This is a genomic window from Streptomyces sp. NPDC015144, assembly GCF_043079735.1.
In the GTDB taxonomy this organism is placed as follows: Bacteria; Actinomycetota; Actinomycetes; order Streptomycetales; family Streptomycetaceae; genus Streptomyces.
In genome coordinates this window covers 50,447-70,501 of the sequence record NZ_JBIBUU010000001.1, presented here as the reverse complement: position 1 = coordinate 70,501, position 20,055 = coordinate 50,447, and the positions used below count along the sequence as shown (strand labels likewise).

17 protein-coding genes are annotated in these 20,055 nt (G+C 73.1%); 10 read left to right on the top strand and 7 right to left on the bottom strand.

The window, feature by feature from the left end; genetic code table 11:
• Positions 1 to 145 precede the first annotated feature (145 nt).
• Genes ACF08W_RS00255 through ACF08W_RS00245 form a run of 3 tightly spaced genes read left to right on the top strand, consistent with a single transcriptional unit; the run spans position 146 to position 2,487 of the window.
• Positions 146 to 1,090, top strand: a complete 945-nt coding sequence (locus ACF08W_RS00255; protein ID WP_352279635.1) for an ABC transporter ATP-binding protein — start codon at positions 146 to 148, stop codon at positions 1,088 to 1,090.
• The gene (locus tag ACF08W_RS00250; protein WP_392277872.1) at positions 1,087 to 2,061 is read left to right on the top strand and encodes an ABC transporter permease; all 975 of its coding nucleotides are present in this window, start codon (positions 1,087 to 1,089) and stop codon (positions 2,059 to 2,061) included. Before ACF08W_RS00255 ends, ACF08W_RS00250 begins: the two co-directional genes overlap by 4 nt.
• A gap of 18 nt (positions 2,062 to 2,079) precedes the next feature.
• Positions 2,080 to 2,487, top strand: a complete 408-nt coding sequence (locus tag ACF08W_RS00245) for a GntR family transcriptional regulator (RefSeq protein ID WP_385217386.1) — start codon at positions 2,080 to 2,082, stop codon at positions 2,485 to 2,487.
• A 60-nt stretch (positions 2,488 to 2,547) separates the two neighbouring features.
• On the opposite strand, the gene ACF08W_RS00240 is transcribed toward ACF08W_RS00245, so the two are convergent.
• From ACF08W_RS00240 to ACF08W_RS00215, 6 genes are all read right to left on the bottom strand, one after another.
• Entirely contained in the window at positions 2,548 to 3,114 is a 567-nt protein-coding gene (locus ACF08W_RS00240; protein WP_392277871.1) for a DinB family protein, read from the bottom strand.
• A 6-nt stretch (positions 3,115 to 3,120) separates the two neighbouring features.
• Positions 3,121 to 3,627 carry a DinB family protein gene (locus tag ACF08W_RS00235; RefSeq protein ID WP_385217392.1) on the bottom strand — a complete coding sequence of 169 codons (507 nt, stop codon included), beginning with the start codon at positions 3,625 to 3,627 and terminating at the stop codon, positions 3,121 to 3,123.
• 72 nt (positions 3,628 to 3,699) lie between these two features.
• Positions 3,700 to 4,419 (bottom strand): class I SAM-dependent methyltransferase, encoded by a 720-nt coding sequence (locus ACF08W_RS00230; RefSeq protein ID WP_352279642.1) that lies wholly within the window; start codon positions 4,417 to 4,419, stop codon positions 3,700 to 3,702.
• A 118-nt stretch (positions 4,420 to 4,537) separates the two neighbouring features.
• Positions 4,538 to 6,943: a SpoIIE family protein phosphatase gene (locus ACF08W_RS00225; RefSeq protein WP_392277870.1), complete on the bottom strand. Its 2,406-nt coding sequence runs from the start codon at positions 6,941 to 6,943 to the stop codon at positions 4,538 to 4,540.
• Between the two features lie 131 nt (positions 6,944 to 7,074).
• On the bottom strand, positions 7,075 to 9,609 hold the full coding sequence (locus tag ACF08W_RS00220; RefSeq protein ID WP_392277869.1) for an MFS transporter: 2,535 nt from the start codon (positions 9,607 to 9,609) through the stop codon (positions 7,075 to 7,077).
• Positions 9,610 to 9,839: 230 nt separating this feature from the next.
• On the bottom strand, positions 9,840 to 10,283 hold the full coding sequence (locus tag ACF08W_RS00215; protein ID WP_352279646.1) for an SRPBCC family protein: 444 nt from the start codon (positions 10,281 to 10,283) through the stop codon (positions 9,840 to 9,842).
• A gap of 180 nt (positions 10,284 to 10,463) precedes the next feature.
• Here ACF08W_RS00215 and ACF08W_RS00210 point away from each other — a divergent pair, with 180 nt between their 5' ends.
• The 3 genes from ACF08W_RS00210 (at position 10,464) to ACF08W_RS00200 (ending at position 13,808) form a co-directional block, all read left to right on the top strand.
• On the top strand, positions 10,464 to 11,504 hold the full coding sequence (locus tag ACF08W_RS00210) for an Rv2578c family radical SAM protein (protein WP_392277868.1): 1,041 nt from the start codon (positions 10,464 to 10,466) through the stop codon (positions 11,502 to 11,504).
• A gap of 154 nt (positions 11,505 to 11,658) precedes the next feature.
• Positions 11,659 to 13,263 carry an alpha/beta hydrolase gene (locus ACF08W_RS00205; protein WP_392277867.1) on the top strand — a complete coding sequence of 535 codons (1,605 nt, stop codon included), beginning with the start codon at positions 11,659 to 11,661 and terminating at the stop codon, positions 13,261 to 13,263.
• Positions 13,264 to 13,469: 206 nt separating this feature from the next.
• Positions 13,470 to 13,808 carry a GNAT family N-acetyltransferase gene (locus tag ACF08W_RS00200; RefSeq protein WP_392277866.1) on the top strand — a complete coding sequence of 113 codons (339 nt, stop codon included), beginning with the start codon at positions 13,470 to 13,472 and terminating at the stop codon, positions 13,806 to 13,808.
• A gap of 24 nt (positions 13,809 to 13,832) precedes the next feature.
• Here the strand turns inward: ACF08W_RS00200 and ACF08W_RS00195 are convergent, their stop codons facing one another.
• A complete protein-coding gene (locus ACF08W_RS00195) occupies positions 13,833 to 14,414 on the bottom strand; it encodes an adenylosuccinate lyase (protein ID WP_352279651.1) in 582 nt (193 codons plus the stop codon).
• 359 nt (positions 14,415 to 14,773) lie between these two features.
• On the opposite strand from ACF08W_RS00195, the gene ACF08W_RS00190 reads away from it, so the two are divergent.
• From ACF08W_RS00190 to ccrA, 4 genes are all read left to right on the top strand, one after another.
• Positions 14,774 to 16,555, top strand: coding sequence for a 3-hydroxyacyl-CoA dehydrogenase family protein (locus ACF08W_RS00190; protein WP_392277865.1), 1,782 nt, complete (start codon positions 14,774 to 14,776; stop codon positions 16,553 to 16,555).
• Between the two features lie 91 nt (positions 16,556 to 16,646).
• Entirely contained in the window at positions 16,647 to 17,462 is an 816-nt protein-coding gene (locus ACF08W_RS00185; protein ID WP_352279654.1) for a TetR family transcriptional regulator, read from the top strand.
• Positions 17,463 to 17,523: 61 nt separating this feature from the next.
• On the top strand, positions 17,524 to 18,321 hold the full coding sequence (locus ACF08W_RS00180) for a GNAT family N-acetyltransferase (protein WP_392277864.1): 798 nt from the start codon (positions 17,524 to 17,526) through the stop codon (positions 18,319 to 18,321).
• Positions 18,322 to 18,680: 359 nt separating this feature from the next.
• A complete protein-coding gene (gene ccrA / locus ACF08W_RS00175) occupies positions 18,681 to 20,054 on the top strand; it encodes a crotonyl-CoA carboxylase/reductase (RefSeq protein ID WP_392277863.1) in 1,374 nt (457 codons plus the stop codon).
• Position 20,055 lies beyond the last annotated feature (1 nt).

Below are 20,055 nucleotides of genomic sequence, written 5' to 3'. Positions count from 1 at the left end.
GGGTGCGCGACGCACACCGCGAACGGGCGCATCACGGACACCGGGCCCTGCGGGGGCGGCGCCGGCGCCCCCGGGTCGCCTTGACACATTCCACTACCCCAGACCATGATTCCATTAATTGACTAATGGAATTGAGGCGAAGTGCATGGCAGACGCATTGACTCCGGCCGGCTCGTCCGGTGCCTGGGCCCTGGAGGCCCGTGGCCTGGGTAAGCGCTACCGTCGCGGCCGGGCGCTGGAGGATGTCTCCTTCCGGCTGCCGGCCGGCCGGATCTGCGGCCTGGTCGGCCCCAACGGAGCCGGGAAGAGCACCCTGCTCGGCATCACGACCCGTCAGGTGCAGCCCACGGAAGGCAGCCTGAGCATCTTCGGCGTGCCGGTGGACGACCCCCGGGCGATGCCGAGATTCGCGTTCCTCGGCCAGGACAAGCCGCTGTTCAAGCGGTTCACCGTGGCCGAGACCCTGCGCATGGGCAGCGAGCTCAACCCCAACTGGGACGCGGCCTCGGCGGAGCGGATCGTCCGGGCCGGCCAGGTGCCGATGGACGCCCGGGTGGGCACGCTCTCCGGCGGCCAGCGCACCCGCGTCGCGTTCGCCCTCGCCTTCGGCAAGCGGCCCGACCTGCTGCTGCTCGACGAGCCGATGTCGGACCTCGACCCGCTGGCCCGCCACGACATGAGCACGCTGCTGATGTCCGAGGCGGTCGAGCACGGCACCACCGTCGTCATGTCCTCCCACATGCTCTCCGAGCTGGAGGACATGTGCGACTACCTGCTGGTGCTCGCGGGCGGCCGGCTCCGGATGGCGGGGGACGCGGACGCGCTCGTCCCGGCCCACTCGCTGGTGACCGGACTCGCCACGGACGGCGACCCGGCCGCCCTGCTCGCCCCCCACACGGTCATCGAGTACCGCGTCCAGGGCCGGCAGTTCCACGCGCTCGTCCGGCCCCGGGGCCCGCTGTCCGGCGACTGGGTGGTCGCCGAACCCAGCCTGGAGGAAGTCCTCCTGGCCCATCTGCGCTCGCCGCAGGCGCCCCCCTTGTTCACACCCGGTGCCCGTACCGAGGCCGAAGGGAGCCACACCGCATGAGCACCACCCTCACCGAAGCCCCCCGGTCCGGCGACACCACCAAACCGCGGCTGCTGCGCGGGCTGAGCTGGCTCGTCGTGCGCCAGCACCGGGGCGCCCTGCTCACCCTACTCGGCGCGACCGTCCTCGGCTCGCTCTGGATCATGTACGAGCGCAGCAGCATGAAGGACGTCCTGACGGCCGCGGGCTGGCCGGAGAAGGACGTCATGTCGCTGAACTTCGACTCCGACGGCGTCAACCTCGTCGTCAGCGCGCTCGGGGCGCTGCCGCTGCTGCTCGCCGTCTTCATCGGCGCCCCCCTGATCGCGGGCGACAAGGAGAACGGCACCGCGCAACTGGTCACCACCCAGTCCGTCTCGCGCGGACGCTGGGCGACGGCGAAGCTCGCCTGGACCTACGGCGCGGTGCTGGTGACCGGCGTGGTGCTGTCGGTCGTCTTCACCTGGTGGTGGAAGCCCTACCGCTCGGTGTTCCCGTACGACTGGGCGAGCGGGTCGATCTTCGACATCACCGGACCGGTGCTCCCCGCCCTCTGCCTCTTCCTGACCGCCGTGGGCGTCACCATCGGCGTGCTGGTGCGCCGGACCCTCCCGGCGATGGCGGCCGGACTCTTCTTCTCCTGGGGCTTCGGGGTGTTCTGGGACGAGATGATCGTCCACCTCGCCTCGACCCGCACGCTCGTCTACCCGCTCGACGCCGACATGCCCGCGCGGCTGAACGACTCGCTGGAGGTGGACCGCTGGATCAGTTCCGCCGACGGACACCTCTACGGCTGGGGCCTGTGCTCCAAGACCACCGAGAAGGCCACGGACGCGTGCATCGAGAAGCACGGCATCGTGAACAATGTCTACGAGTACCTGGAGTACAACCAGATGGGCGGCATGCAGTGGCTCGGGGCGGCCCTGCTGCTCGCGGGCACCGCGGTGCTCACCGCGTTCGTCCTGTGGCGGGTGTCCCGTCGACCGCTCTAGAGCCTGGCAGACGGGAAGGTGAAGGCAGTGGTCGTGTTCCGGATCGACCGGCGCAGCGGAGTGGCCACGTACCTCCAGATCGTGCGCCAGGTCGAGCAGGCGCTGCGGATGGGCGCCCTGGAAGAGGGTGACCGGCTGCCCACGGCCGCGCAGGTGGCGGCCGACACCAAGGTCAACCCGAACACCACGCTCAAGGCGTACCGGGAGCTGGAGCGGGCGGGTCTCGCCGAGGTGCGGCAGGGTGCGGGCACCTTCATCACCCGCACCCTCGTCCCGCCGCAGGCGGGCACCGACTCCCCGCTGCGCGCCTCGCTCGCCGAGTGGCTGACCGAGGCGAAGGGCCAGGGACTCAGCGGCCAGGAGGTGGACGCCCTCTTCCGCTCGGCGTACGCGGCCGTGTACCCGCCCGAGGCGGACACCGGCTGACCACGCGTCCGGTACGTACGGCCGCTCCGGCCCCCGGCAGGGGACCGGAGCGGCCGTCGTTCACCGCGCCGCCGGGTAGTCGCCGGTGGCGCCGTCGGTCCGTTCGCGCAGCAGGTCCGCGTGGCCGTTGTGGCGGGCGTACTCCTGGATCATCGCCAGGTACACCCAGCGCAGGCTGACGGTCCGGCCGCGGGTGGCCAGGACGAACGTCTCGTCGAGCCCGCGCCCCGCCACCGCGGCCTCGCACGCCGCGACCTCGTCGCGGTAGCGGGCGAAGTCGCGCTCCGCGTGCGCGGCGTCGACGCCCTCCAGCCCCTCGTCGCCGTCGCCCGGTCCGGTGAAGACGTCGCCGAGCGGCGCACCGGCGAAGCCGCGGCGGAACCACCAGCGTTCGATCTCCGCCATGTGCCGGACCAGACCGAGAAGGCTGAGGCCGGACGGCTCGGCGGCGGTCCGCGCGAGCCGGGCCGGGTCGAGCCCGGCGCACTTGGTGAGCAGCGTCTCCCGGTGCCAGCGCAGCCAGCCGTCGAGCAGGACGCGCTCGTCGGCGGCGCTCGGCACGTTCACCTGGTCGCCGCCGGTGGTCGTACGGTCGACCCGGGGCGCCGTCCACGTCCTCCCGTCCATTCCGGGTCACTCCCCGGTGACGCCGTCGAGGCGTTCGCGGAGCAGGTCGGCCTGGCCGTTGTGGCGGGCGTACTCCTCGATCAGATGGGTGAGGATGTACCGCAGCGAGAACACCTCCTCGCCGTGGCTCCCGGTGATGTCGAGGGAGTCGGCGGCCTCGACGGTGGCCCGGGAGCGGGCGCACTCCTCCTCCCAGACGCGGAACGCCTCGGCGGGATCGGCGTCCGCCACGTCGAACTCGGCGAACTCCCCGGGGTTCGGCCCCGGCCAGTGCGGCGGTGCCACCTCGTCCTTCAGCACCCGCCGGAACCACGAACGTTCGACCTCGGCGAGATGGCGCACGAGCCCGAGCAGGGTCAGGTCCGAGGGCGGCACGGCCGCCGTCCGCAGCTGCGCGACGGTGAGCCCGGCGCACTTCATCGCCAGGGTCTCCCGCTGGTACTGGAGGAAGCCGCTCAGTGACGCACGCTCGTCGCCCACCTGCGGGGGCATGTTTCTCACGTCCTCGGTCATCGCGTCATCATGCCAAGCCCGGTCCCCGGCGCGCCCGTGTTTTCCGACGGGCGCACCGGGTGCGGCCGTTGCTCAGGTGCGACCCAGGACGAACCAGCGGGCGGGCAGTTCGACGCGGGTCCCGTCGGGCAGGTACGCGGTCTGCACCAGGGCGCCCGCACCGTCCGCCAGCAGGGTGAGGCCGGTCTCCCCGAGCAGCCGGCGCACCTCCTCCTCCGTGGCCTCGGCGGGCCGGAGTCCGTGTTCCAGGACCCGGCGCAGCTTCTCCGGCGGGCCGTCCGGCCCCTGGGCCACCTGCCGGAGCACGTCCTTGGAGGCGGGGGTCGGTTCGGTCACGAAGGCCCTCCCCCGTTTCCCGACCAGCGTGGCGACCGCCGCGGCGACGGCCGGCCGGGCCTCGGGCTCGCTCTGGTGGATCACCGCGCGCAGATAGACGTGGGCGTCGCCGATCCGGTCGTGCAGCGCGGCCACGGCCGCCGCGTCGACCAGGTCGAGCTGGGCGAACTCGGCGGAGCCCCCGGGGTCGGCGCGGCGGGCGTGCGCGACGGCCGCGTGGGAGAGGTCCACCCCGATCGCGCGGACGAACCGGGTGGCGAGGTAGCGGGTCTGGGTACCGTTGCCGCAGCCGAGGTCGAGGACGGGCAGCGCGGGGTCGGCGTGGGGCAGCAGCCGTTCGATGTCGGGGGCGGCGGTGACGGACGGGTCGGCGTCCCAGATCGCGTCGCCCGGGGTGTCCGAGGTGGCGGTCCAGTAGCCCTCCCACGCCTCGCGGTACCGCTGTGACACGTCCATGCGCGCTCCCTGGTGTCCGTTCCGGGGTGTCTCCCCCGTCCGGGACCGGCCTACCGTCCCGGTGCGGCCGGGGCAAGGGGGCGTGCGGTGAACCTTCGGCGGGCGGTCCGCGCGCCGGTCACCGGGCGGGGCGCGGCGCCGGGTCGATCGCCTGCTCGAACCAGACGGTCTTGCCGTGCCCGGTGCTGTTGGTGCCCCAGGTCCGGGCGAGGCTGCTCACCACCCGCAGGCCGCGCCCCGACTCGTCGTCGTGGGCGGCGTCGAGCAGGGTGGCCGGGGCGGGCTCGTCGTCACGGACCTCGCAGAGCAGGGCGTCGGTGCGGACCAGCCGCAGCTCGACGGGGCGGCTGCCACGGGCATGCCGTACGGCGTTGGTGACGAGCTCGCTGACCATCAGTTCGGCCGCCTCCACCGCGTCCGGCAGCCCCCAGTCGCGCAGCCGGACGCGCACCAGGCGCCGGGCCCGCGCCACCTCGCGCGGGTCGGGGGCGAGCTGCCAGGAGGCGACGTGGTCCTCCGGGATGCCGTTGAGCCGGGCCATCAGCAGGGCGACGTCGTCCTTGCGCCCGCCGGCCGGGTTCAGGGCGCGGATGATCGCGTCGCAGGCGTCGTCCATGGAGGCGGCGGGGTGGGCGGCGAAGGCGCAGAGCGCGGCCAGTCCGGCGCCGATGTCCTGGCCGCGCACCTCGACCAGCCCGTCGGTGCAGAGAATCAGCCGGTCGCCGGGGCGGACACGTATCGTGGCGGCCCGGAAGGCGACGCCGCCGACACCGATCGGGGCGCCGGTGGGCAGGTCGAGCAGCTCCGCCCGGCCGTCCTCGGCATGGACCAGTACGGGCGGGATGTGACCCGCGTTGGCCAGGTGCACCTCGGAGCGGATCGGGTCGTAGACGGCGTAGAGGCAGGTCGCCAGATACTGCTCGCCGAGGCGCTGGGCGAGGTCGTCGAGACGGCGCAGCAGTTGGGCGGGGGCCATCTCCATCGTCGCCATGGTCAGCACGGCGGTGCGCAACTGCCCCATCATCGCTGCCGAGTTGAGTCCGTGGCCCATGACGTCGCCGACGACGAGCGCGGTCCGGGAGCCGGGCAGTTCCACCGAGTCGAACCAGTCGCCGCCGACCCGGCCGAGCCGGGCGCCGGGCAGGTACCGGGTGGCGATGTCGCAGCCGGCCGTCCGGGGTGCGATCCGGGGCAGCATGCTGTCCTGGAGGGTCTCCGCGACGTTCTCCTGGTAGGTGTACATCCGGGCGTTGTCGAGCACGAGCCCGGCGCGGGCGGCGAGTTCGGCGCCGGTGGTGCGGTCCATGTCGTCGAAGGGCTCGCGGTCGGGGCGGCGCATCAGGACCATGAAGCCGAGGACCACGCCGCGCGCCTTGAGCGGCACGATCAGCAGCGAGCGGTGGGTGATCAGCGGGCGCAGGTCGCGCTTCTCGAACTCGCCGGAGATCCGGTTGCTGAGCTCCTCGTCGACGTACGGGACGAGTACGGGTTCGCCGGTGACCATGCACCGGAAGAACGGGGTGTGCTCGGGGAAGGCGATGGACTCGCCGACGGGGACGGTGTCGTCCCAGCGGCCCGGTTCGTCGTTGTGCTCGACCCAGACCCGGTGCCAGACGGTGGTGACGTCGGGCGGCCCGTCCGGGAACCCCTCCCCGGCCAGCACGGCGGCGCGCAGGTGGGTTCCGGCGAAGTCGGTGAAGCGGGGTACGGCGGCGCTGGTGACCTCGCGGATGGTGCGGGCCAGGTCGAGGGAGGTGCCGATGCGGTCGCTGACCTCGTTGAGGAACTCCAGCCGTTCGCGGGCCGCCGCGTGTTCGAGGTCCGCCTCCCGGTGGGGCGCGGCGCCGGGGGCGGGTGTCCGCTCCTGGTCACCGTGCGGGGCGGGGTGGCGTGCCGGGCGGCGGGGCACGCCCCAGTCGGGGGTGACTGGCGCCTGGCTGCGGTGGTTGAACTCCAGGACGGGATAGCCGAGTTCGAGTACCTGGTCGACGATCCGGGTGGCCTCGCCGACGCTCATGCTGGGCAGGATCTCGGGAAGGCGTCCGGCCAGTTCACGGGAGCCGGGGAAGTCGGTGTGGAGAGCGAAGGCGGGGGCGGCCGTCCCGGTCTCCCGGCCGTCGCCGCCCGGCCGCCCGTTGTCCGCGGCGAGCACCAGGAGCCGCCCGGGCCCGGGGCCGATCAGCGGATACGCCCACCACAGGACATCGATCCGGCCCCGTACGGGTTCGTCGAGACGGGCCCGGCCGGACATCGGGTGGTCGAGGGCCCCGCCCGGCCCCGGGTCGGACCCGTCACCCTCCGCCGCCGCCCCCTCCGACCGCGCCAACGCCCCGTACACCGGCAGGAGTTCGGCGGCCGGGCTGCCGATCGCCGCGTGTCTGCCGACGCCGAAGAGCCGGCCCGCGCCGCTCGACCAGTGGGAGATCCGCCCGTCCTGGTCGACCACGGCGACGGCGAGCGGGACCCGGCCCGTCGCGGCGTCGTACAGCACGGGCGACCGTTGGCCCGGCACCTCGCGGTCCATGGGTGGAAGGCTCCTTCCCCACCGCGACGTTCCGCGGTGCGTGATTCCACGGTAAGGCCCGGCGACCGGTGTGCGCCGGTCGTCGGGCCGATCGTCGCCGGGGGCGGCCCCGGTCCTTCGCTGGCGCCTGCTCAGTCCTCGTGGCCGAGCTGGAGGTCGCGTTCGGTCCGTCCACCGCCCGCGACCTGGAGGACGGTGGCGACCGGCGGATAGCCGGCCGCGATCACCGTGTACTCGCCGGTGGACAGGTCCACGAAGCGGAACGTCCCGTCGGCGCCCGTGGTGAGGGTGTCGACCACGTTGCCCGCCGCGTCCAGCAGGGTGACCCGGGCGTCCTCGACGGGCCTGCCGCCGTTGGCCCGGACGACGCCGCGCAGCACCGCGCCGCCCGCCAGCTCGATGTTCTGCCGGGTCTCCCGGGCCGCCTGCACGCTCACCGGCAGCGCGGCGGGCCGGAAGGCGGGGGCGCTGGCCGCGAGGGTGTACTCGCCCGCCACCAGCTCCGTGATGACATAGCCGCCCTCGCGGCCGCTGCGGGCGGAGGCGACGACCTCCCCGCGGACGTCGGTGAGGGTGACGGAGGCGTCGCGCACCGGGGTGCCGTCGGCGGTGGTGACGACCCCGGCGAGGCGCCCGGCGCCGCCGAGCACCACGTCGAGTTCGACCGGCCGTTCGCCGACGGTGACGCTGACGGCCTGCGGCTGGTGTCCGCCCGCCGCGGCGATCAGGACGTACGAACCCGAACCGGGGGCGCTCAGCGTGTACCGCCCGTCGGCAGCGCTGGCGCCCCGGCCGACCTGCCGTCCCTGGACGTCGATGAGGGTGAGCGCGGCACGCGCGACCTTGGTGCTGTCGGGGTGCTGGACATGGCCGGAGACCGCGACGCCGGAGCGCGCGGCGGCGGGCGGGACGGCGCCGGTGGCCGGTGCGGCCGGGAGCGCCGGGGCGGTGCGGGCGACCGGGACGGTGGGGGACTCGGTGGTGACGGACTCGGTGGTGCTGTCGGGGCTGTGGTGGGACACCAGCGGTTTCTCCTTGAGGAAGAAGGCGAGGAACAGGCCGAGCGCGAGCACCGGCACGAGGTAGAGGAAGATCCGCGGCATCGCGTCGGCGTACGCCTGGATGTAGCTGTCGCGCAGCGCGGGCTCCATCGCGTGGACGAGCTGCGGGGTGATGGACTCGGGGTCCGGGAGGTCGGCGCCGGACGGGAGCCGGACGGCGAGCGCGTCGGCGAGCCGGCCAGCGAAGAGCGTCCCGAAGACGGCGGCGCCGACGCTGCCGCCGATCTGCCGGAAGTAGTTGTTGGCGCTGGTGGCGGAGCCGATGTCGGCGGGGACGACCGAGTTCTGCACGGCGAGCACCAGCACCGGCATGACCAGTCCGATCCCGATGCCGAGCACGGCCTGCGCGATGCTGTACTCGATGCGCGGGGTGTCGACGTCGAGGAAGGAGAGCAGCCACATGCCGACCGCCGAGGTCCCGCTGCCGATGATCGGGTACAGCCGGTAGCGGCCGGTGCGGGAGATCAGCTGGCCGGAGACGACGGACGCGACGACGATGCCGCCCATCATCGGGAGCATCAGCAGTCCGGACTCGGTGGCGCTGGCGCCGTCGACCATCTGGAGGAAGGTCGGCAGATAGCTGGCGGCGCCGAACAGGCCCACCCCGATGACCGCCCCGACGAGCGCGGTGACGTTGAAGATCGAGTCGCGGAACAGCCGCAGCGGGATGACGGGTTCGGCCGCCCGGCGCTCGACGGCCAGGAAGAGCAGGGCCGTCGCGAGTGCTCCGGCGCCCAGCCCCAGGATCATGGGCGAGCCCCAGGCGTACTCGGTGCCGCCCCAACTGGTCAGCAGCACCAGGCAGGTGGACGCGGCGGCGAGCAGCAGCCCGCCGAGGACGTCGAGCCGGGGCCGTACGGCGGGCCTGGGCAGTTTCAGTACGACGGTGATCACGGCGAAGGTGACCAGGCCGAACGGGACGTTGATGTAGAAGCACCAGCGCCAGGAGGCGTGGTCGGTGAAGAATCCGCCGAGCAGCGGGCCCGCCACCGAGGCGAGGCCGAAGGCGGCGCCGATGAGCCCCATGAACCGGCCGCGTTCGCGGGGCGGCACGACGTCCGCGATGATCGCCTGGACGCCGATCATGAGCCCGCCGCCGCCGATGCCCTGGACGGCCCGGAAGGCGATCAGCTCGTCCATGGTGCGGGACCAGCCGGCCAGCGCGGAGCCGATCACGAAGACGACGATGGCGAACTGGAAGACGCCCTTGCGGCCGAAGAGGTCGCCGAGCTTCCCGTAGATCGGCAGGCCGATCGTGGAGGCGAGCAGATAGGCCGTGACGGCCCAGGACATCTTCTCCAGGCCGTGCAGCTCGCCGACGATCTTCGGCAGCGCGGTGGCCACGATCATCTGATCGAGCGCCGCGAGGAGCAGGGTGAGCATCAGTCCGAAGAAGATCAGCCGGATGCGCCGGGGGTCGGTCTCCGGCCCGCCCCCACCGACGGCTCCCGCGCCCGCCCTTCCACCGGCCTCGCCCGGTGGCGCGGACGATCCGGAGCGTTGCTCCGGTAACGGCCCGACGGACCGCGGGGGCGGCACGACGGCCGTACGGGCCGTCTCCTCGCCACCCGGTTCTTCCTCCAGCAGAGTCTTCCCGCCCACCACGTGTCCGCTCCCCTCGTCGCGTCTGCGCCGCCCTTTTCTCGCACTGCGCGGGGAGCGAGGCAAACGCGGCGGGGGCGCCGACAGCGCGCGCGAAACGGTTTAACGCCCGGTGGGAGCCGCTGCGGCGGGTGGACCGGCGCACGGGGAAAACCACCCGAACCGGTGAGGCGGATCATGGCCGTCCCGGGCCTGGTCTGGCGTTCGGACCGGGCCCGGGAGAGGAGCCGGGGCTACTTCTCGACGCGGGTGGCGAGGTTCTGCAGCAGCTCGTCGTAGATCCGGGCGAGGCCCTTGGGCGCGAAGGTGCGCTCGAAGAACCCGCCGATGCCGCCGGCGCCGTTCCAGACGGTCGAGACGACCGCCTTCGACCTGCCCTCGCCGGCCGGGGTGACGGTCCAGGTGGTGACCATCGAGGAGTTGCGGTCCTTTTCGACGAGCTGCCCGTCGGTGGGCTCGGTGACCTCCAGCAGGCAGTCGCGGACCCGCTTGCTGGTGGCCTGGAGCTTCCAGTGGACGAGGGTGCCCTCGCCGTCGCCGCCCTCGCGCACCTCGTACTCGCTGAAGTGTCCGGGCAGCACCTCGCCCCGGACCTCCTGGTAGTCGGCCAGGGCGTCGAACACCGTCTCCGCGTCCGCCGCGATGACTCGCTCCGTGGTGGCCTCGACCTGCGCCATGGCTCTTCCTCCAGCACTCGGTTGTTCGGGGGACACCGAGCCTTCCATCTCCGGCACCGCGCTCAAAATCCGGTCCGGACGCCCGCCCCGTCCGCTTCCGCCCGGCCCGGGACGAAGGGGAGAAAACGATCAAGGGAACAAGTGTTCTATTCTCGGGCCAGTGCTACCGAGGAGGCGTCCATGCGCTGGGACCATCTGACCGAGAACCCCGCGACGGCCGGGGACAGCGCGCTCTTCACCGCGGACGCGGTGACCACGCGCACCATCGACACCCCGGAGTTCCGGGGGATCACCTTCCACGAGATCCGGGCCCGTTCAATCGTGAACCGGGTGCCGGGCGCGTCCCGGATGCCGTTCGAGTGGACCGTCAATCCGTACCGGGGCTGCTCGCACGCCTGCGTCTACTGCTTCGCCCGCAAGACGCACAGCTACCTGGATCTCGACACCGGCCTCGGCTTCGACACCCAGATCGTCGTCAAGGTCAACGCCCCGGAGCTGCTGCGCGCCCAGCTCGCCTCCAGCCGCTGGCACGGCGCGCACATCGCGATGGGCACCAACGTCGACTGCTACCAGCGCGCCGAGGGCCGGTACCGCCTGATGCCCGGCATTCTCGCGGCCCTGCGGGACCACGCCAACCCCTTCTCGATCCTGACCAAGGGCACCCTGATCCTGCGCGACCTGGAGCTGCTCCGGCAGGCGGCCGAGGTGACCGAGGTCGGCGTCTCCATGTCGGTGGGCTTCGTCGACGAGACGCTGTGGCGGACCGTGGAGCCCGGCACCCCCTCCCCCGCCCGCCGGCTCGACACCGTCCGCAGGCTGAGCGAGCACGGCATCGACTGCGGCGTCCTGATGGCCCCGGTCGTCCCGTTCCTCGGCGACCACCCCGACCAGCTGCGCGCCACGGTCCGCGCCATCGCCGCGGCCGGGGCCACCTCGGTGACCCCGCTCGTCCTCCATCTGCGCCCCGGCGCCCGCGAGTGGTACACGCAGTGGCTGGAAAAGCACCACCCGCACCTGGTCCGGCGCTACGAACGGCTGTACGCCCAGGGCGCCTACGCACCCACCTGGTACCAGCGCCGCATCACCCGGTACGTCCACGAGCTGGCGGCCGAGTACGGCATCGGCCCCGCCCACCGCGGGGCCGCCCGGAAGCTCCCCGCCCGCGAGGAGCGGCCCGCCGCGCTCGACGGCCCCGGCCCCACCCAGCTGTCCCTGCTCTGACCCGGCGCCCCGCCGCACGGGCGGCCGGACACGGGCCGCACGGGCAAACGGGTCAACTCTCCACACAACAGGTCCTACCCGGCGCGAATGCGGGGAGCATGCGGCGGGGGCCGTGCCCCCGCGCAGCCGTCTTTCCCCCACCTCGGGAGGCCATATGACGAAACGTCCGGGAATTCTTCTCGCCGTCGGTGCGGCGGTCGCCGGTCTGGTGACCGCCGCACCGCCCCCGGCGACCGCCGACGGGGCCGCCCGGCCCGCCGCCGCGCAGCTCCGCTGGACCGACTGCGGCACCAAGGCGTATCCGCGGCTCCAGTGCGCCAAGGTCACCGCTCCGCTCGACCATGACGACCCGTCGGGCCGGCGGATCACGCTCGCCCTGTCCCGCGTCCCGCACACCTCGAAGAACTTCCAGGGCCCCCTGCTCGTCAACCCGGGCGGCCCCGGCGGCAGCGGCCTGACGATGGCCGGATTCGTGGCGTCGGCGCTGCCGAAGGCGGTCGCCGCGGACTACGACGTGATCGGCTTCGACCCGCGCGGTGTCGGCCGGAGCAGACCGGCGCTGGACTGCGTCCCCCACTACTTCGACCCGGTGCGCCCCGACTCGGTGCCGGACTCGCCCGGCGTGGAGCGGGCCAACCGGAACCGGACCAGGGCGTTCGCCGAGGCGTGCGGGCGCAAGTACCCGGACCTGCTGCCGTTCATGGACACGGTCAGCGCGGCGAAGGACCTCGACGTGATCCGCCGGGCCACCGGCGCCCGGCAGCTCAACTACTTCGGGTACTCCTACGGCACCTACCTCGGCGCGGTGTACGCCAAGCTCTTCCCGGAGCGGGTGCGGCGCCTGGTCCTGGACTCCAACGTCGACCCGGACGACGTCTGGTACGACGCCAACCTCGCCCAGGACCACGCCTTCGACGCCCGGCACAAGGCGTTCACCGCCTGGATCGCGAAGCACGACGCCACCTACCGCCTCGGCACCGACCCGGCCGGGGTGGAGCGCGCCTGGTACGCGATGCGCGCGGCGGTCGGGCGCCACCCCGCGGGCGGGAAGGTCGGCCCGAGCGAACTGGAGGACACCTTCCTGCCGGGCGGCTACTACGACGGCTACTGGCCGGAACTGGCCGAGGCGTTCGCCGCGTACGCGCACGACGGCGACCAGGACGCGCTGGTGGACGCGTACGAGAGGTTCGGCGCGGTCGACGCCGAGGCCGACAACGGGTACGCGGTCTACGTGGCCGTGCAGTGCCGCGACGCGCGGTGGCCCCGGTTCTGGAACACCTGGCTCGGCGACAGCCGCCGGACGCACACCAAGGCACCCTTCTTCACCTGGAACAACCACTGGTACAACGCGCCGTGCGCCGACTGGCCGGTCGCGCCGCTGAACCCGGTGCGCGTCTCCAACCGGTCGCTCCCGCCGGCACTGCTCTTCCAGGCCACCGACGACGCGGCCACCCCGTACCCGGGCGGGGTCACCCTGCACCGCCGGCTGCACGGCTCCAGCCTGGTCGTGGAGGAGGGCGGCGGCAACCACGGCATCACCCTCGGCGGCAACGACTGCCTGGACGGCTACCTGGCGGACTACCTCGCCAAGGGCACCGTCCCCCGCGCCCGGCACGGCCGGGACGTCGCGGACGCGGTCTGCCCCCGGACCCCCGAGCCGGAGCCGCCGGCCGACGGGCCCGCCGCCAAGTCGGTGCGGCCGCCGGACTCCGGCAGCCGGGGCGCCGTCCTGCACCGCATGCTCGGCGCCCGCACCTGACCCGCCGGCCCCGCCCGCCCGCGGGCCGTCCCGGCGGCTGCGCCAGGATGGCCCGATGGACCACACGGCACGACCGGACGTGCGCATAAGGAACATGACCGCCAACGACTGCGCGGCGGTCACCCGGCTCCGGGCGCGCGGCTGGCGGGGACGTCGCCGAGGACACGGAACGACGGCGGGCCGCCCTCACCCGGGGCGGCCCGCTGGTGAACCTGGTGGCCGAGGCGGACGGCCCGGGGGTGATCGGCTGGGCGTGCTACGGACCGCTCCAGGGCCCCGCCGCGCCCGAGCGGGGCGAGTTGTACGCGCTCTACGTGGCGCCCGAGCGGATCGGGACAGGGACGGGCCGGGCCCTGACGGCCGAGGTCCTGGCCCGCGCGGCGGCGCGGGGGCTCACCCGCCTGGAGCTGTGGGTGCTGAAGGAGAACGCCCGGGCCCGCTGCTTCTACGAACGCGCGGGCTTCGCGGCGGACGGCGCCGAGGAGACCTTCGAGGCGGACGGTGTGCTCGTCCCCGAGGTGCGGTACGTGCGCGCGGCGGCCTGAGCCCCGCCACGGTTCCGCGTCCGCTCAGCCGGTGCCCAGCCGGGCGAGTGCCTCCCGGGCCGCGCCGCCCAGGCGTGGATGCGGCACCGCCGCCGCCAGCAGGGGGCGGGCCCGCTCGTCGCCCAACTGCCCCAGCCCCTCCACGCAGGCGAGCGCCACCCGCCAGTACGGCTCGCCCGGTGCCAGCAGCCGCTCCAGGGTGCTCATCAGCGCGGGCACGGACTCCGGGGCGCGCAACGCGGTGAGCAGCCGTACCGGGTGGAGGGCGTAGGCGGTGCGCAGGGCGTTGGTCGCCAGGGCGGCGGCGGCCCGGGGGGTACGGGGGTCGCCCAGGCGCGCCAGGGCGACGGCGGCGGAGACACAGCGCTCGGGGTCGCGGTGGTTGAGCAGCAGGACCAGCGCCTCGAAGGCCCGCCGGTCGCCCTCGCAGCCGAGCCGGAAGGCGGCCATCTCCCGGGCCCAGAGCGGGCGTTCGCGCTCCACCAGGACACCGGCCAGTTCCTCCGGGTCCTCGGTGGCGAGCAGGGCGCGGAAGGCCGCCGACTGCCCGGCCGCCTCCGCCTCGTCGGCAAGCCGGTCGGCCAGCGACCGGAACTCCTCGTCCATGACCGTCAGCGTATCGGCGGGGACGCAGCGTATCGAGGGGGCGGCGGAATGTGGCCCGACACACAACGGCCGAGGTCTGGCGCGCTCGTTACCCCGCGGTTAATCTCATGTGAGCGGGACACCTTCCCCGCTCTGCTCCGACGGCCTGGTGACGCAGCCGCCCGGAGTGCTTGTCGGTTCGGCAGTTCTGCCAGACGCGGCTCCGGGACAGAGCCCGTCACCCTTCTCCGGTTCCCGGTGCGCCCATCGCTCCGGGCCCGTTCTCCACGACACGCAACGCCCGCGTGTGCGGCTCCTGTTCGCCCGTAGGCGTGCGCCGCGCTTCCTCTCAGCCGTCACTCTTTCTCTGGAGTCCCGTGATGGACACCCCCATCGGCACCATCGCCGTCGTCGGTCTCGGCACCATGGGCACCGGCATCGCCGAGGTCCTGGCCCGCGCCGGTCACCAGGTCATCGGCATCGACATCAGCGACGCGGCCGCCCGCCGGGCCGTCGCCGCGCTGGAATCCGCGACCGCCCGTGCCGTGCGGCGCGAGCGGATCACCGAGCGGGAGCGGGGCGAGGTCCTCGCCCGTTTCCGTACCTCGACCGAGCTCGCGGCCGCCGCCGGGGCGGAGTTGGTGGTCGAGGTCGTGCCCGAGTCGTACGAGGTCAAGCAGCGGGTGTTCCGGGAGCTCGACGCGATCGTCTCCCCGACCACGATCCTGGCGACCGGGACCAACGCCCTGTCGGTGACCCGGCTGGCCGCCGAGTCGCTGCGCCCCGAGCGGGTCCTCGGGCTGCACTTCTTCAACCCGGCACCGGCGATGAAGCTGGTCGAGGTGGTCTCCTCGGTGCTGACCGCGCCGCCGGCCGTCGAGGCGGTCACCGCGCTCGCCCGCAGTCTGGGCAAGGAGCCGGTCGCGGTCGGCGACCGTCCCGGCTTCGTCGCCGACGGTCTGCTCTTCGGCTACCTCAACCAGGCCGCCGCGATGTACGAGGCCAACTACGCCTCCCGGGAGGACATCGACGCGGCGATGCGGCTCGGCTGCGGTCTGCCGATGGGCCCGCTCGCGCTGCTCGACCTGATCGGCATCGACACCGCCCGCACCGTCCTGGAGGCGATGTACGCCGAGTCCCACGACCGGCTGCACGCCCCCGCCCCCGTACTGCGCCAGCTCAGCGACGCCGGGCTGACCGGCCGCAAGGCGGGGCGCGGCTTCTACACGTACGCGGAGGCCGGGAGCCAGGAGGTGGTGCCGGACGCGCTGACCCCGAAGGACGGCGGTTCGGCGGTGGCCGGGCGGCCGGTGCGCTCGGTGGGGGTGGCCGGTTCCGGGACGATGGCCTCGGGGATCGCCGAGGTCTTCGCGAAGGCCGGGTACGACGTGGTGCTCGCCGCGCGCGGCCAGGAGAAGGCGGACACCGCCAAGGGCCGGATCGCCGCGTCCCTGGAGCGTTCCGTCGCCAAGGGGCGGCTGACCGCCGAGGCGCGGGACGCGGCGCTGGCCCGGATCACCCCGGCCGGTTCGCTGGACGCCTTCGCCGGGGTCGATCTCGCGGTGGAGGCCGTGGCGGAGGACCTGGAGGTCAAGCAGCAGCTGTTCGGGACGCTGGACAAGGTCTGCCGGCCGGGCGCGGTCCTGGCCACCACGACGTCCTCGCTGCCGGTGGTGGCCATCGCACGGGCGACCTCCCGCCCCGAGGACGTGGTCGGGATGCACTTCTTCAACCCGGCACCGGCGATGAAGCTGGTCGAGGTGGTCCGTACCGTACTCACCGCCGACGACGTCCACGCCACCGTCCGCGAGGTGTGCGGTGCCGTCCGCAAGCACCCGGTGGACTGCGGGGACCGGGCCGGGTTCATCGTGAACGCGCTGCTCTTCCCGTACCTGAACAACGCGATCAAGATGGTCGAGGAGCACTACGCCAGCCTCGACGACATCGACGCGGCGATGAAGCTGGGCGGCGGCTACCCGATGGGTCCGTTCGAGCTGCTCGACGTGGTCGGGCTGGACGTCTCGCTGGCCATCGAGAAGGTGCTGCACAACGAGTTCCGCGATCCCGGCCTGGCCCCGGCGCCGCTGCTCGAACATCTGGTGGCCGCCGGCTGTCTCGGCCGCAAGACGGGGCGCGGCTTCCGCGAGTATGCCCGTCGCTGACCGCGGGGCCGGGTGGGGAGGGCTGCTCGATCCGTCGGGCGGCCCTCCCCCACGGGCGCACTCCCCGGACCCGATGCAGTACGTTCACACCATGTCCCAGCCCGCCAGGTCCTCCCGTGCCACCGCCGCGCCCGACGCCCCGGAAAGTGCCGCAGGCACGCGCGCCGCCGCCCAACGGCTCAAAATGCGCCGTGAGCTGGCCGCCGCGGCCATGGAACTCTTCGCCACGAAGGGCTACGAGGCGACGACCGTCGACGAGATCGCGGGCGCCGCCGGGGTCGCCCGGCGGACCTTCTTCCGGCACTTCCGCTCCAAGGAAGAGGCGATCTTCCCGGACCACGACGACACCCTCGTCCGGGCGGAGGCCGTCCTGAACGCGGCGCCGGCGCACGAGCACCCGCTCGACACCGTCTGCCGCGGCATCAAGGAAGTCATGAAGATGTACGCGGCGAAGCCCGCGGTCTCCGTGGCCCGCTACAAGCTGACCCGCGAGGTGCCCACCCTGCGGGAGGCGGAGATCGCCTCGGTGGCCCGCTACGAGCGGCTGTTCACCCGCTATCTGCTGGGCCATTTCGACGAGCGCGACCACCATGTCGGCAACGACGACCCGTTGCTGGCGGAGGTCGCGGCGTCCGCCGTCGTCACCGCGCACAACCATGTGCTGCGCCGCTGGCTGCGGGCGGGCGGCGAGGGCGACGTGGAGGCGCAGCTCGACCACGCGTTCGCGATCGTCCGGGACACCTTCGGCACCGGCATCGGGGCCGGCCGGACCACCGGCGCCGAGCCCGCGCCGCAGCCGGCCGCGTCGGTGTCGTCCCAGGGCGAGGTGCTGGTCACCGTGGCGCGGACGGACGCGCCGCTCGACGAGGTCATGCGCACGATCCAGCAGGCGCTCCGGGACCGCTGACCGGCGGGCCCCGTACGCAAATCCGGTTGCCGCCCCCGCACCCCGGTGCTGGGGTGGCCGGATGACTGCACCCACCCCCGAAGCACTGCTGGCCCTCTTCGACCGCGAGAGGCGTGAGCACTCCCGCCCCGACGGCCCGGGCGTCCGGGTCGAGCACACCGGCGACGTCGTCCGCCAGTCCGGCACGGCCGACGACTGGAACGGCGTCGTCTGGTCGGACCCCGGCCTGGACCCCGCGCGGGCGGACGCGGTGATCGCGGCCCAGGTGGCGCACTACGCGGCGCTCGGGCACGACGCGTTCGAGTGGAAGCTGTACGGGCACGACCGGCCGGCCGGTCTGGCGGACCGGCTGCTGGCGGCGGGCTTCGAGGCCGAGGAGCGGGAGACCCTGATGGTCGCCCCGGTCGGGGAGGTCTCGACGGAGGTGGCGCTCCCCGAGGGCGTACGGCTGCGCACCGTGCGGGACGCGGCGGACGTGGAGCTGATGGTCCGCGCCGGCGAGCGGGCGTTCGGCACGCCCCAGCCGCATCTGCGGCACCAGGTGCTGACCAGGCTGGCCGAGGACCCGGACGACTTCGTCGGGGTCCTCGCGATGGCGGGCGAGGAGCCGATCAGTTCGGCCCGGATGGAGCTGTACGCGGGCACGGGCTTCGCGGGGCTCTGGGGCGGCGGCACGGTCGAGGAGTGGCGCGGAAAGGGTGTCTACCGGGCGCTGGTGGCCTTCCGGGCCCGGATCGCCGCGGAGCGCGGCTACCGCCACCTCCAGGTGGACGCCATGGAGACGAGCCGCCCGATCCTCCAGCGGCTGGGATTCCTCGCTCTGACCACCACGACCCCCTTCGTCCACCGCTCCCACTGATCGATCATCCATCGGGCATTTCCCCTCAGAACACCCCACTTTTCGCTCATCGGTGCCAGGGTGCCGACAAGTGAGAGAAATTGTTGGCACGGAGTGCCTTGCCACGTGTCACGGAGTGCCATACGTTGAAGTGGTCCGGGCGGCCGCCGGAGCGAGAACTCGCGAACGGCGGTTGTCCCAGCGGGCGCAACACCCGCGTGCCCGGACGCCTGCGTCACAGGCAGCCCTTCCGCTCCACAGAGCAAGCCGAAGTTCTCCACCGCCGGACCGACGGCACCCGTTTCTCCACTCCACCGCACCCCTCTGCTCGCAGGGACTCGCAAGCGTTCCCTCAGCGCCCCGATCCCCGGAGGCACCCCGTGAAGGAAATCCTGGACGCGATCCAGTCGCCGGACAGCACCGCCGCCGACTTCGCCGCCCTGTCCATGCCCGAGTCGTACCGCGCGGTGACCGTGCACAAGGACGAGACCGAGATGTTCCACGGGCTCGCCACACGCGACAAGGACCCCCGCGAGTCGCTGCACCTGGACGAGGTCCCGGTGCCCGAACTCGGCCCGGGCGAGGCCCTGGTGGCCGTCATGGCGAGCTCGGTGAACTACAACTCCGTCTGGACCTCGATCTTCGAGCCGCTGTCCACCTTCGGCTTCCTGGAGCGGTACGGACGGCTCTCCGAGCTCACCAAGCGCCACGACCTGCCGTACCACGTCATCGGCTCCGACCTGGCGGGTGTCGTCCTGCGCACCGGTCCCGGCGTCAACGCCTGGAAGCCCGGGGACGAGGTCGTCGCGCACTGCCTGAGCGTGGAAATGGAGTCCAGCGACGGCCACAACGACACGATGCTCGACCCCGAGCAGCGCATCTGGGGCTTCGAGACCAACTTCGGCGGCCTGGCCGAGATCGCCCTGGTCAAGTCCAACCAGCTGATGCCGAAGCCCGGCCACCTCAGCTGGGAGGAGGCCGCCGCGCCCGGCCTGGTCAACTCCACCGCCTACCGCCAACTGGTCTCCCGCAACGGCGCTGGCATGAAGCAGGGCGACAACGTCCTGATCTGGGGCGCCAGCGGCGGACTCGGGTCGTACGCCACCCAGTTCGCGCTGGCCGGCGGCGCCAACCCGATCTGCGTCGTCTCCTCCCCGGAGAAGGCCGCCATCTGCCGGGCCATGGGCGCGGAGGCGGTCATCGACCGCAACGCCGAGGGCTACCGGTTCTGGAAGGACGAGCACGAGCAGGACCCGCGCGAGTGGAAGCGGTTCGGCAAGCGGATCCGCGAACTGACCGGCGGCGAGGACGTGGACATCGTCTTCGAGCACCCGGGCCGCGAGACCTTCGGCGCCTCCGTCTACGTCACCCGCAAGGGCGGCACCATCGTCACCTGCGCCTCCACCTCCGGCTACCAACACGAGTACGACAACCGCTACCTGTGGATGTCGCTCAAGCGGATCGTGGGCTCGCACTTCGCCAACTACCGCGAGGCGTGGGAGGCCAACCGCCTGATCGCCAAGGGGAAGATCCACCCGACCCTCTCGAAGGTCTACTCCCTGGAGGAGACCGGCCAGGCCGCCTACGACGTCCACCGCAACCTCCACCAGGGCAAGGTCGGCGTCCTGGCCCTGGCGCCCCGCGAGGGGCTCGGCGTCCGGGACGAGGAGATGCGCGCGAAGCACCTCGACGCCATCAACCTGTTCCGCGACGCCCCGACGGCGCGGACCGGCGAGCACGGCCGGGGCGTCTGAC